Raw genomic sequence first — 12,303 nt, forward strand, 5'->3', positions numbered from 1 at the left:
CCGACCCGCGTCTCGGCGTTCACGCGGCACCGCCCGTCGCCGGCGTCGCGTCCGTGGCCGCCGCGTGCGGCACCCCGGTGCGCCCTGCCGTCGCACCGCGGTGCCGCGCGGTCGGGACGTCGGTCACGGCCCGTGCGGCGCGGGGCGGCACGGTGCGCGGGAGCTCGACCACGACGACGGTCCCACCGGTGTCGCCCGGCCCGAGCCGGACGGTCCCGCCACCCGCGGCGACGCGCTCGCGCATCCCGCGCAGCCCGTAGCCCTCGGTGAGGTCGGCGGGCAGGCCGCGACCGTCGTCGTGCACCGCGAGGCGCGTGGCGGCGCCGTCCTGCGTGAGCTCGACCCGGACGGAGCGCGCGGCGGCGTGGCGGCGGACGTTCGCGAGCGACTCCTGGGCCGAGCGCAGCAGCACGACCTCGTCGGCGCTGGAGAGGCCGACGACCCCGTCGAGGTGCGTCCGGACGGCGACGCCGGACTCGGCGCCGAACCGCTCGGCGAGCCGACCGATCGCGTCCGCGAGCGTGCCGCCCGCCTCCAGCGGCACGGGACCCGTCGCCGCGACGAGAGCGCGGGCCTCGGCGAGGTTCTCGCGGGCCGTGTCCTCGACGAGCGCGAGCCGGTCGCGCGCGGCGTCGGTCGCGTCCCGGTCGAGGTCGGCGCTCGCGGCCTGGGCCAGCATGACGACGCTCGTGAAGCCCTGGGCGAGCGTGTCGTGGATCTCGCGCGCGAAGCGCTCCCGCTCGGCCGCGACGCCCTCCTGGTGGTGCGATCGCGCGAGCTCCGCCTGGGTCGCGCGCAGCTCGTCGACGAGGCGCGCGTGCCGCTCCGCCTGCCGCATCGTGTGCGCGGTCCACAGGCCGAGGCCGAGGGAGAAGGCGAGCGCGACCCCCATCTGGGGCGCGGTGCTCACGAGCGCGGCGGGGTCGACACGGCCGGTCGTCGGGTCCCACGCGAGGGCGATCGCGGTGCCCGCGGCGAGGATCACGCACAGCACGACCTGCGCCCACAGGCGCTCGGACATCATCCAGATCTGGGTGAAGGTCGCGAACAGCAGCAGCGTGCCGAGGGTGTCCTGCGCCGCGACGACGACCGTCGCCGCGACCGCGACGACCAGGTAGGCGTGGGCCACGACCTGGTCGCGCGTGCGAGCGGCGCGCCGACCCCAGACCGTGTAGCTGACGAGCATCACGCCGATCGCCGCGAGCGCGACGACGAGCGCCGTCCGGGAGAGCGACGTCGTGAACAGCGCGACGGCGCTGAGCGAGACGATGACGTAGAACGCCACGTCCCACCAGCGCACGTCACGTTCCCACGCGCCGTCGAGCTGTGCCGTCGCGGTCTCCTGTGCTCCGGACGGGTCAGCCGTCGTCACGACGACGCCACCGGAACGTGCGCGCGCCCACCACGAGACCCACCACCAGCCATGCGACCAGTACAGCAGCCGTGGCGCCGTGCTGCCACGACCCCGACGGCTCGAGCGACGCCGCCTGCTCGGGCAGGAACACCGAGCGCATGCCCTGCGCCATCCACTTGAGGGGGAACACCGACGCCACGGACTGCATCCACGACGGCAGCGCGAAGAACGCGAAGAAGACGCCGGAGATGAACTGCAGCACGAGGACGACCGGCGTGACGACCGCCGTCGCGGACTTCCCCGAGCGCGGGAGCGACGAGAACGCGACGCCGCACACCGCGCCCGCGGCGCAGCCCAGGACGAAGACCCAGAGGAACGTCGCGACCCGCTCCGCGCCGTCGGGCATGGTCCACGGCATGGGGACGTCGAACGCGAACGCCGCGAGCGCCAGCAGCAGGGCCGTCTGCACGACCGACGTCGCGAGCACGAGCCCGACCTTGCCGTAGAAGTACGCCGTCGCAGGCAGCGGCGTCGAGCGGAGCCGCTTGAGCGTGCCGTCGTCGCGCTCGACCGCGATCGAGATCGCGAGCGACTGGAAGCTCGTGAGCATGACGCCCGTCGCGACCATCCCCGGCAGGAAGTACTGCGCGAACGGGACGCCGTAGCCGTCCATGCCCTGGTCCTGGCCGTCGAAGACCGACGCGAAGATCGCCAGCATGATCACCGGGTACGTGAAGATGAAGATCACCGCGTCGCGCTCGCGGAAGAACGCGCGGAGCTCCGCGCCGGTGCGGGCGAGGCCGAGCCGGGCGGCGCCCGGGAGCGCGGGGGCGGGCACCGCCGCGCGCGTCGCGGTCGTGGTCGGAGCGGTCACGGTCGTGCCTCCTCGGGGACGGGCGCGGACGCCCGGTGGGTCGGGGCGTGCGGGGTGGCGGGGCCGTCGTGCGGCGTCGCCGGGGCGGCGCCCTCCGCCGGTGCGCCGATGAGCTCGAGGTACACGTCCTCGAGGCTCGGGCGGGTCACCGAGAGGCCCGGGACCTCGCCCTCGTCGTCGCCGAGACGGGCCGCGAGCGCCGTGACGAGCGCCGTGGGCGACGCGGTGCGCTCGGTGCGCCATCCGCCGTCGAACCAGCGGACCACGGGCCGGCGGGCCTCCGGGCCGCCGAGGCGGTCGGGCGCGTCGAGGGCGACGACGCGGCCGTCGCGCACGACGGCGGCCCGGTCGGCCAGGTGCGCCGCCTCGTCGAGGTAGTGGGTCGTCAGCACGATGGTCGTGCCGTCGTCGCGCAGCGACAGGACGAGGTCCCAGAACGAGCGTCGAGCCTGCGGGTCGAACCCGGTGGTCGGCTCGTCGAGGAACAGCAGCTCGGGCCGCCCCACGATCCCCAGCGCGACGTCGAGCCGGCGGCGCTGGCCGCCGGAGAGCTGCCGCGTGCGGGTGCGGGCCTTCGGCCGGAGCCCGACGGCGTCGATCACCTCGTCGGGATCGCGGGGCCTCGCGTAGAACGTGGCGAAGTGCTGCACGAGCTCGGCGACGGTCAGCTCGGACTGGTCGCGCGAGTCCTGGAGCACGACGCCGAGACGTGCCCGCCACGCCCGGCCCGCCGACTGCGGGTCCTCGCCGAGCACGCGGACCTCGCCCGCGTCGCGGCGGCGGAAGCCCTCGAGGATCTCGACCGTGGTCGTCTTCCCGGCGCCGTTGGGGCCGAGGACCGCGAAGATCTCGCCGCGCTCGACGCGCAGGTCGACCCCGTCGACGGCCTGCTTGCTGCCGTACCGCTTGCGCAGGCCGCGCACGTCGACCGCCGGTGCGGCCGTCCCTCCTGGTGTCCTGTCCATGCCCTCAGCCTCCTCGGGAGGGGCGAGGTGCCGCGACGACCGTTCGTCCGGACCTGGCGTCCACCGGTCGGTGGACGGTGCGGCGCGGGCGTGATCGGGTGGTTCGACCAGGCGCCCGGTGTCGCGTACAGTATTCCTTCGGTGGTTGACGCCCACCATGCTGAGCCGCGCCTCGACGTCCACACGACGTCCGATGTCGAGCCTCGGCAGACGGCAGAAGGGTGTCGGTCGCGAAGGGTAGTGGCGCAATTGGTAGCGCAGCGGTCTCCAAAACCGCAGGTTGCAGGTTCGAGTCCTGTCTACCCTGCACAGCACCTCCCCCTCGGGGGTCGTGCGTGGTCCGACAAGGGACTGCACGAGAGGTACCAGCAGGTCCGGGGCACGTCCCGCACGTCAGCGATGGGGTAGATCAGTGAGCGAATCGCCGTCAGAGGCCGTGGGTGCGGACGGCGCACGCGCCGACGAGGTGACGAAGGGCCGTCCCGTCAAGGACAAGAAGCCCAACGTCTTCGCCCGTATCGCCCTCTTCGTGCGTCAGGTGGTCGCCGAGCTCCGCAAGGTCGTCACGCCGACGCGGTCCGAGCTGATCACGTACACCACGGTGGTCCTGGTCTTCGTGGTCGTCGTCATGGCCTTCGTGACGGTGCTCGACCTCGGGATCGGCCAAGCCGTCCTGTGGGTCTTCGGGGACTAGCAGGCCACGACGCACCCGACGTGCCGGTTCTCCCGGCACCCGGCGCCCCTCGGGGCGCCGTCGGCGCTTCCAGCAGCAGTCCTTCCAGAAGTCATCGAAGCCGGTCAGCAGAAAGCAGGTTCGTTCGTGTCCCAGGAGTCGCTGGACCAGACGGAGAACGTCGACCCGACGCAGCCCGAGGGTGCCCAGGACGAGGTCGACCAGACCACGGACGCGCCCGAGGTCGAGGAGACCGACGAGCTCGTGGAGAGCGACGAGCTCGAGACGATCGACGAGGACGACGAGCCCGGTGCGCCCGAAGGTGACGACGCCGCCGCCGACGAGCCCAGTGCGACCGACGAGGACGAGCGCCCGTCCGACGAGGACGGCGACGTCATCGAGGACCCGGTCGCGGAGTTCAAGCGCGCGCTGCGCACGCAGCCCGGAGACTGGTACGTCATCCACTCGTACGCCGGGTACGAGAACCGTGTGAAGGCCAACCTGGAGAACCGCATCCAGAGCCTGAACATGGAGGACTACATCTTCCAGATCGAGGTCCCGATGGAGGAGGTGGCCGAGATCAAGAACGCGCAGAAGAAGATCGTGCGTCGTGTCCGCATCCCCGGCTACGTCCTCGTCCGCATGGACCTCACCGACGAGTCGTGGGGCGCGGTGCGTCACACGCCCGGCGTGACCGGTTTCGTCGGCCACACCCACCAGCCCGTGCCGCTGACGCTCGACGAGGTCTTCTCGATGCTCGCGTCGACGCTGGCACCCGTGGCAGAGCCCGGCAAGCCGCTGCCCGCCGCGGCCAGGGCCCCGATCGAGGTCGACTTCACGGTCGGCGAGTCGGTCACCGTCACCGACGGCCCGTTCGACACGCTGCCCGCCACGATCTCCGAGATCAACGTCGAGAACCAGAAGCTCAAGGTCCTCGTCTCCATCTTCGGCCGGGAGACCCCGGTCGAGCTGTCGTTCAACCAGGTCGCCAAGATCTGACACCCAGGCACGCAGCCTGGCGCGGCACGACCTGCCGCGTGGACGCAGTACTGCAACCGGGTCATCGCCCACGGCGTCGGCCCACGAGAAAAGAAGGATAGGGAAGACTCATGCCTCCCAAGAAGAAGGTCTCCGGCCTCATCAAGCTCCAGATCCAGGCCGGTGCGGCGACGCCCGCCCCGCCGATCGGCCCCGCGCTCGGTCAGCACGGCGTGAACATCATGGAGTTCTGCAAGGCCTACAACGCGGCCACCGAGTCGCAGCGCGGCAACGTGATCCCCGTCGAGATCACGGTGTACGAGGACCGCTCGTTCACCTTCGTGACGAAGACCCCGCCGGCCGCGGAGCTCATCAAGAAGGCCGCGGGCGTCCAGAAGGGCTCGGCGACGCCCCACACGGTCAAGGTCGCGAAGCTGACCGCCGACCAGGTGCGCGAGATCGCCCAGGCCAAGCTCGAGGACCTCAACGCGAACGACATCGACGCCGCGTCGAAGATCATCGCCGGCACGGCGCGCTCGATGGGCATCACCGTCGAGGGCTGACGCCCTCGGCCTTCCCCACCCGGGCATCGCCCGGGCTGGGGAGACCGACGTCCGTCCGCGTCCTGCGGGCGGCAGTGGCAGGGTCCGCGCGGACCCGCTGACCACGACTGCAGAAGGAGAAGCAGCATGGCAACGCGCAGCAAGGCGTACCGCAACGCCGACGAGAAGATCGACCGCGAGCGTCTCTACGCTCCGCTCGATGCGATCCGTCTCGCCAAGGAGACGTCGACCGTCAAGTACGACGCGACCGTCGAGGTCGTCTTCCGCCTGGGTGTCGACCCGCGCAAGGCGGACCAGATGGTCCGTGGCACGGTGAACCTCCCGAACGGCACGGGCAAGACGGCCCGCGTCATCGTCTTCGCGAACGCGGCGAAGGCCGAGGAGGCCCGCGCGGCCGGTGCCGACGAGGTCGGTGGCGACGAGCTCATCGAGAAGGTGGCCGCTGGCTACACCGACTTCGACGCCGCCGTCGCGACGCCGGACCTCATGGGCAAGGTCGGTCGCCTGGGCAAGGTGCTCGGTCCCCGTGGCCTCATGCCGAACCCGAAGACCGGCACCGTGACGATGGACGTGACCAAGGCCGTCACCGACATCAAGGGCGGCAAGATCGAGTTCCGCGTCGACAAGCACTCGAACCTGCACTTCATCATCGGCAAGGTCTCGTTCGACGAGAAGGCGCTGGTGGAGAACTACGCGGCGGCGATCGAAGAGGTCCTGCGCCTCAAGCCGTCGTCGTCGAAGGGCCGGTACATCACCAAGGCCACGCTGGCGACGACGATGGGCCCGGGCATCCCGCTCGACCAGTCCAAGACGACGAAGCTCCTCGAGGACGACGCGGCCTGACCGCAGCGTTCCTCGTCCGTCCCTGGTCGATGACCGGGATCGGACCACACACCGACGGCGCGGTTTCCCCTGCGAGGGAGCCGCGCCGTCGGCGTTCGACGAGCCGGTCGTCAGCAGGCGCCGAGGTCGCGCCAGACGCCCCACTGCGCGCTCTGGGCCGGGTTCTCGTTGGTCGTCCACCACTTCGCCTCGTACGTGCGGTCCTGGTAGGCGACCCGGTTGCCTCCGGTGTAGACCGCCGACGCCGACCAGGCCGGTGCCGTGCAGTCGCCGGGATCGGTCGGATCGGTCGGATCGGTGGGGTCCGTCGGGTCCGTGGGGTCGGTCGGGTCTGTGGGGTCCGTGGGGCCGCTCGCGAGCCGACCACCGACGACCCTGGCGACCTCGTAGCCGTTCGTCTTGTCCCAGTTGATCGACCACGTCATCACGCCGCCGATCTTCCCGTACGGCGTTGCGGGTTTGAACGCGCCGCAGCCGGTCCCGACCTCGAGGCAGTCCACCGCCTTCACGACGTTCGCGAGCGGCTGGTACCCGCCACCCGCGGCGCGGGGGACGGCGGGGACCCCGATCCCGACCTGGTCCGGCCGGAGCCCCATCTCGAGCTGGATGCACGACAGCGCGGTGAGGAAGTCGACCGTTCCCTGGCTGTACACCTTCTGATCGCAGCCCATCATCGTGCCGGAGTTGTAGTACTGCGTGTTGACGATCGTGAGGATGTCCTTGATCGCGAGGGTCAGCTGGTAGTAGCCCATGCTCGTCGCCTGGTAGTCGATCGTCTGCGGCGCCATCGTGATGATCAGGTCAGGTCCCGCCTTGGCGGACAGCTGGCGCAGCGCGCTCGCCATGTAGGTGGCGTTGATGCCGTGCTCGAGGTCGATGTCGACGCCGTCGAACCCGTACCTCTGCATGAGCGCCCAGGTCGTGTCGGCGAAGTTCTTCGCCTCGGTCGCGTTCGAGACGACGACGTTCCCACGCTCGCCCCCGACCGAGATCACGACCTTGCGGCCCTGGGACCTGATCGTCGCGACGTCGGCCGTGAACTGCGCCTCGGTGTACCCGCCGAGCTCTGCGCTCGCCAGGTTGAACGTGATGCCGCCGGGCGTCCCCGCGAGGTTGTCCGCGAACGCGATCGCGACGAGGTTGTACGCCTGCGGGATCTCCGACAGGCGCATCGTCACGGAGCCGTTGTCGAAGTTGTGCCAGTAGCCGGTGAGCCACTGCGTGCCCGACGGCGCCGCGGCTGCCGGTGCGGTCGCCGTCGGGCTGGTCGCAGGGGCCGCGGGTGCGGCCGTGGCAGGGGCGACGGTCAGCGCGCCGGCGGCGGCGAGGGCCACGGCGGTCGCGACGGTGGCGAGCGTGCGCAGCGCCCGTCCCGCCCCCTGGGGCGGGCCGGCTGTCGAGAGGGTTCTCACGATGGTGCTCCTCGGGTCTCGGGCGCGCGCGACGTCGCCACGCGCCGACCCGTCTCGTCGACGGGTGGTCTCGACGCTAGGAGCCCGCGGGCCTGCCCGACATGAGGGATCTCCCGCGACTTGAGGCGGGTCGGCTACGGGAGAACGCGTAGACCCGACCGACCGCCCGGCTCACGGGTGGTGCCCGTGGAGCCCCGGGTGATCCGGCAGGCGGTGGTCGCCGTGGGGGACGGCATGCTCGCCCGCCTCGGTGCCACCGAGCCCGAACGTCGCGACCGTCGACACGAGGATCGCGCCGGCGAAGAGAGCGGCGAGGGCGCCCGCGGTGCGCAGGCCGGTGGGACGGGGGAGCTGAGGTCCGGCTGGGTCCTCGGCTGCGGTGGCGACGTCGCGCGGCGGGACGGCCGGAGCCGTCCGGGTCAGGACGCCCAGCATCCCGGCTCCTGTGAGCTGGAGCATCGTCGCCGCGGCGACGGAGGCGCCGAGCCGTCCGCCGCCCGAGACGGCGAGGGCCGCCTGCGCGACGCTCCCCGCGACGAGCGCACCGATCCCGACGCGACCGAGCGACGTCGGCCCCACGGCCCGGGGGCGGGCGTCGGTCAGCGCGAGGAGGGCCATGACGACCTCCACCACGCCGAGTCCGAGCGCGAGGAACCCGGCGGGCGCCGGGAAGGTCCCTCGGACCAGGCCGAGGTTGACGATCCCGGCGCCCAGCAGCGCGAACCCGACGAGGACGCGGAGCAGAGGGGCTCGTCCCGTCACGCGGGCACGGCGCGGGACTCGGCCTGCTTGTCCGCCGCGAGACCCACGCCGAGCAGGAGGATCGCGCTGCCGAGGTGCAGCACGTTGTCGGCGCCGTTGAGCGCGATGATGTTGGCCGCTGTCCCGATGAGGAAGAGTCCGAGGACGCCGACCAGCAGGTAGACGGCGCCGATCGTCACGTTGACCGCCTTCGCGGCGGAGACGGAGCGGGAGGCGAGCAGCAGCGCGGCGCCGATGCCGAGGTGCACGATGTTGTGGAGGGGGTTCACCTCGAACAGCAGCAGCTTCTCGCCCTCCGTGGCGGCGAAGCCGACGCCGGACGTCACGACGAAGCCGGCGAGGCCGACGAGCAGGTAGACGGCGCCGAACACGGCGGCGAGGAGACGGTTGGGGGAGGAGGCCATGGTGCGTACCCACTTTCGATGTCGTGGCGCGGGCCGTTCCCGCGCTCGGACAGGGTTCGGACCCGCCGCACGGCCGGATGGGTGACGGCGGCAACCGGGGCGGGGAAGAACCTGTGGGCAAACTGGGCGCCATCGGATGTATCAGGCGCTCGAGACGTCCCTCTCGTCCGGGTGCAGGGGTGCACCAGCACCCCGCGCAGCCGGTTGCCGCTCACCACGGAGGAGAACGATGAACCCCCACCAGCGCGAGCACGGAGGGTCGTGACCAGTGACGATGGTTGTCGAGCCCGACGAATTCGCCGTACCATCAGGCGTCCCGGCGGAACCCCCGCCGTCGGCTGATCGCACGAGCGAGCCGAGGACAGAGCCGCCGATGACGAGGACGACCGAAGATCTCGCCGACACCGGTCAACCGGAGCCCAGCCTCGGGGACCGGGGGGCGGTCGCGCTCCTCGAGTACCGGGACGGGCGACCGCAGGCCCTCGGCGATTTCGTGCGCGAGGCGACCCCGCTGCTGTGGCACACCGTGCGCGCGCAGGGCGTCGACCGCGAGCAGGCCGACGACGTCGTGCAGACCGTGTGGGTGGCGCTCGTCCGCAACGCGATGACCATCAAGGAACCGCACGCCGTGCTCAAGTGGCTGCTCATCACGGCCAAGCGCGCGGCGTGGGAGACGGTGCGCAAGCACCGTGACGACGCGCGACGCCGCACCGAGCTGCCCGACGACACCGACGAGGGCGTGCCCGAGCTCCCGTCGGGAGACCCGACGCCGGACGTCGAGGTGCTGCGCAACGAGCGGGACCGGGGGCTGTGGCGAGCCCTCGACCAGCTTCCGGACCGGTGCCAGAAGCTGCTGCGTCTCGTCTCCCTGGCCGACCGGCCCGACTACAAGGCCATCTCGGCCGCGATCGGCATGCCGGTCGGCAGCATCGGCTCCACGCGCGGCCGCTGCCTCGCCAAGCTGCGCGACATCATCGACGACCAGGGGGAATCGTGGGAAACATCATGAGCGCCGAGTCCAAGCACAGCCCCGACGAGCCCCTGGACGCGGTCGACGTCGCGCTCCTCGCCGACCTCGCACGCATCGCCGACGAGCTCGACCCCGTGCCCGCGGGCCTGGTCGACCGGTCGCTGTTCGCCATCACCCTCGCCGGCCTCGAGGCCGAGGTCATGGAGCTGGAGTACGTCCAGGCCCCCGCGATGTCGGTGCGCGGTGACGCGCCGCCGGTCGAGGCACGGACGATCACCTTCACGTCCGAGTCCGTCACCGTGATGATCTCGCTGTCGCCCGCCGAGGGTGGCCGCGTGCGCGTCGACGGCTGGGCCGCGCCCGCGACGGCGCTGCGCGTCGAGCTGCACCGGCCCGGGTCGGTGACCGAGACCGCGAGCGACGACGACGGCCGGTTCGTCTTCGACGCCGTCAACCGCGGCCCGGCGAGCCTCGTCGTCCGCCGCGCCGACGGCACCGGCGGCGCCGTGAGCACGCCGGTGATCGAGCTGTAGAGCCGCAGGGCGGGCGCCGCGACCGGCCCGGTCGGTCGCGGCGCCACGACTGCACCCTGAACCCCGCGTGGCGGTGATCGTCGCGCGTGCCGGACCGCCGTGGCACCGCGGCCGACCCGGCGTGACACTTCGTCCTCGAGGAGGAGCACGTGAGCGAGACCCCTGAGATCCCCCCGGCCCGCACGGTCCGAGACGCCGTGGGCGGTCGTCGACCGGTCCGGCACCTCGATCCGGAGCGCGTCCGGCGCAGTCCGGGCGCGTCGCGCGTCGAACCCACCGCGTACGTGGCCGACCGGATCATCGTCCGCGGAGCGCCGCCCGCAGGTCTTCGAGACCTCGCCCGCCCGGAGGTCGAGAACCTGCGGGCCGGTGGTCCCGGCGCCGAGGTCGCCCTCCCGGCGTGGTCCGGCGACGACGAGCCGACGACCTGGCTCGACGGCGTACGACGCATCGCGGCCAACCTGGGATACCAGGTCGTGTATGACGGCCGCCTCGGCGACCTCGCGATGGACGAGGACGACGCGTTCGGGTACGCGCTGCGGTTCGTACCGGTTCGTCCGGACGACGTCGAGGCGGACACGTGGGAGCTGCTGGAACGCATCGGCTCCGAGCTCGGCGACCTGCGGGAGGACGACGGTCTCGAGGCGCCGGCCGCCGGTCTCGACCACGTCATGCGTGCGCAGCGTCGCACGACGCCGTTGCCCTTCGTCGCGGTGTCGCGTCCTCGGTCGACGCCGCTTCCCGTGAGCGCGATCGACGAGTACGGCGTGCCGGGTTCCGGGGGCCTCGTCCCGGTCCGGCTCATCGCGCCCGCACCGGTGCGGCGCTTCGCCGCCGGCCCGAACCCATGGGTCACGGAGGAGGGGTTCGCACGGCCCGCCGTCGCGCTCGTCGACACGGGTGTCGGCACGCACCCCTGGTTCGGGACCTACGTGCCGGGCGAGTCGTCCGACCGGCCGGACTCGGTGGTCGTGCGCGACGCGACGTTGGACGACGCCCCGATCGGCACGTTCCCCGTCCCGCGCATCGACTCGGAAGACGCGGAGTACGGCGGGTTGAGCAAGGACCCGCTCACGGGTCCGCTCGACCCGGTGGCGGGCCACGGCACGTTCCAGGCGGGCATCGTGCACCAGCTGTGCCCGGACGCGGTGCTCCTGTCCGTGCGCGCCTTCGGTGGCTCCGGCGACGTCCCGGAGTGGGAGGTCCTCCATACCCTGTGGCGCCTCCTCCGGTTCCACCGCCGTGGTCTCCGTGGCGAGGACGGGTACCACCCGGTGGACGTCGTGGTCCTCGCGATGGGCTACTACCACGAGCAGCCCGAGGACTACGGCTACGACGGTCCGCTGCGCCGAGTCCTGCGAGCGCTGCGCAAGGCCGGTGTCGTGGTGGTGGTGGCAGCCGGGAACGACGGCACGACACGGCCGATGTTCCCTGCGGCGTGGACGCCCAGGGTCGACCGCACCGCAGACGGGGCCGTGCCCCGGAAGCCTGCGGACCTCAAGCCCGACTACACCCCGATCGTCGCCGTGGGCGCGACCAACCCGGACTCGAGCATCGCGGTCTTCAGCAACGACGGGCCCTGGGTCACTGCCGTGAAGCCCGGTGCCGCCGTCGTGAGCACCATGCCGACGACCATCGACGGTCCGGTGACCCCGTCCGTACGGCTGGCGGAGCGACTGGGCCCGGGTGTCCGCGCGTCCGTCGACCCCGACGACTTCAGCGGTGGCTTCGCGTCCTGGAGCGGTACCTCGTTCTCCGCCCCCTATCTCGCTGCGGAGATCGCTCGAGAGCTCCTCGAGGAGCGTGCGCAACCGACGAGCGAGACGGGGAAGCCCGAGGCCGAGCGGGGGAAGGCCGCGGCTGCCGTGACCGCCGTCGAGCAGCGCACGGCGAGCGCGTGGGATGCTGTGCGACGTGTACCGGGTCTGTTCGCACAGGGGGTCAGCACCGCCTGACCCAGGGCGGAAGGCGG

The 12,303-nt window shown here is 72.1% G+C and carries 13 protein-coding genes and 1 tRNA gene; 8 read left to right on the forward strand and 6 right to left on the reverse strand.

The features are described 5' to 3' along the window. Nucleotides 1-19: 19 nt before the first annotated feature. Genes AC4H2G_RS01095 through AC4H2G_RS01105 form a run of 3 tightly spaced genes read right to left on the reverse strand, consistent with a single transcriptional unit; the run spans nucleotide 20 to nucleotide 3,193 of the window. Nucleotides 20-1,372, reverse strand: a complete 1,353-nt coding sequence (locus AC4H2G_RS01095; RefSeq protein ID WP_494363926.1) for a sensor histidine kinase — start codon at nucleotides 1,370-1,372, stop codon at nucleotides 20-22. After that, the gene (locus AC4H2G_RS01100; protein WP_494363927.1) at nucleotides 1,359-2,228 is read right to left on the reverse strand and encodes an ABC transporter permease; all 870 of its coding nucleotides are present in this window, start codon (nucleotides 2,226-2,228) and stop codon (nucleotides 1,359-1,361) included. Before AC4H2G_RS01100 ends, AC4H2G_RS01095 begins: the two co-directional genes overlap by 14 nt. After that, nucleotides 2,225-3,193, reverse strand: coding sequence for an ABC transporter ATP-binding protein (locus AC4H2G_RS01105; protein ID WP_494363928.1), 969 nt, complete (start codon nucleotides 3,191-3,193; stop codon nucleotides 2,225-2,227). Before AC4H2G_RS01105 ends, AC4H2G_RS01100 begins: the two co-directional genes overlap by 4 nt. Nucleotides 3,194-3,427: 234 nt before the next feature. On the opposite strand from AC4H2G_RS01105, the gene AC4H2G_RS01110 reads away from it, so the two are divergent. From AC4H2G_RS01110 to rplA, 5 genes are all read left to right on the forward strand, one after another. Beyond that, nucleotides 3,428-3,500: transfer RNA gene (locus AC4H2G_RS01110), tRNA-Trp, on the forward strand. A 105-nt stretch (nucleotides 3,501-3,605) separates the two neighbouring features. After that, the gene (secE, locus tag AC4H2G_RS01115; protein WP_494363929.1) at nucleotides 3,606-3,887 is read left to right on the forward strand and encodes a preprotein translocase subunit SecE; all 282 of its coding nucleotides are present in this window, start codon (nucleotides 3,606-3,608) and stop codon (nucleotides 3,885-3,887) included. 126 nt (nucleotides 3,888-4,013) lie between these two features. Further along, nucleotides 4,014-4,865 carry a transcription termination/antitermination protein NusG gene (gene nusG / locus AC4H2G_RS01120; protein WP_494363930.1) on the forward strand — a complete coding sequence of 284 codons (852 nt, stop codon included), beginning with the start codon at nucleotides 4,014-4,016 and terminating at the stop codon, nucleotides 4,863-4,865. A 110-nt stretch (nucleotides 4,866-4,975) separates the two neighbouring features. Next, complete coding sequence (rplK, locus tag AC4H2G_RS01125) at nucleotides 4,976-5,407, forward strand: 50S ribosomal protein L11 (protein WP_494363931.1); 432 nt, start codon at nucleotides 4,976-4,978, stop codon at nucleotides 5,405-5,407. Nucleotides 5,408-5,533: 126 nt separating this feature from the next. Continuing rightward, nucleotides 5,534-6,250 (forward strand): 50S ribosomal protein L1, encoded by a 717-nt coding sequence (gene rplA, locus AC4H2G_RS01130; RefSeq protein ID WP_494363932.1) that lies wholly within the window; start codon nucleotides 5,534-5,536, stop codon nucleotides 6,248-6,250. Nucleotides 6,251-6,360: 110 nt separating this feature from the next. On the opposite strand, the gene AC4H2G_RS01135 is transcribed toward rplA, so the two are convergent. From AC4H2G_RS01135 to AC4H2G_RS01145, 3 genes are all read right to left on the reverse strand, one after another. Next, nucleotides 6,361-7,662, reverse strand: coding sequence for a glycosyl hydrolase family 18 protein (locus AC4H2G_RS01135; protein ID WP_494363933.1), 1,302 nt, complete (start codon nucleotides 7,660-7,662; stop codon nucleotides 6,361-6,363). 171 nt (nucleotides 7,663-7,833) lie between these two features. After that, nucleotides 7,834-8,424: a hypothetical protein gene (locus AC4H2G_RS01140; RefSeq protein WP_494363934.1), complete on the reverse strand. Its 591-nt coding sequence runs from the start codon at nucleotides 8,422-8,424 to the stop codon at nucleotides 7,834-7,836. After that, a complete protein-coding gene (locus tag AC4H2G_RS01145) occupies nucleotides 8,421-8,828 on the reverse strand; it encodes a DUF4383 domain-containing protein (protein ID WP_494363935.1) in 408 nt (135 codons plus the stop codon). The genes AC4H2G_RS01140 and AC4H2G_RS01145 overlap by 4 nt, the downstream gene beginning before the upstream one ends. Nucleotides 8,829-9,201: 373 nt before the next feature. On the opposite strand from AC4H2G_RS01145, the gene AC4H2G_RS01150 reads away from it, so the two are divergent. The 3 genes from AC4H2G_RS01150 (at nucleotide 9,202) to AC4H2G_RS01160 (ending at nucleotide 12,286) form a co-directional block, all read left to right on the forward strand. Next, nucleotides 9,202-9,837 carry an RNA polymerase sigma factor gene (locus AC4H2G_RS01150; RefSeq protein WP_494363936.1) on the forward strand — a complete coding sequence of 212 codons (636 nt, stop codon included), beginning with the start codon at nucleotides 9,202-9,204 and terminating at the stop codon, nucleotides 9,835-9,837. Next, complete coding sequence (locus tag AC4H2G_RS01155; protein ID WP_494363937.1) at nucleotides 9,834-10,331, forward strand: hypothetical protein; 498 nt, start codon at nucleotides 9,834-9,836, stop codon at nucleotides 10,329-10,331. Before AC4H2G_RS01150 ends, AC4H2G_RS01155 begins: the two co-directional genes overlap by 4 nt. Before the next feature lie 149 nt (nucleotides 10,332-10,480). Then, nucleotides 10,481-12,286 carry a S8 family serine peptidase gene (locus AC4H2G_RS01160; RefSeq protein WP_494363938.1) on the forward strand — a complete coding sequence of 602 codons (1,806 nt, stop codon included), beginning with the start codon at nucleotides 10,481-10,483 and terminating at the stop codon, nucleotides 12,284-12,286. Nucleotides 12,287-12,303: the final 17 nt, after the last annotated feature.

Source organism: Cellulosimicrobium sp. BMG9.23, assembly GCF_059159985.1.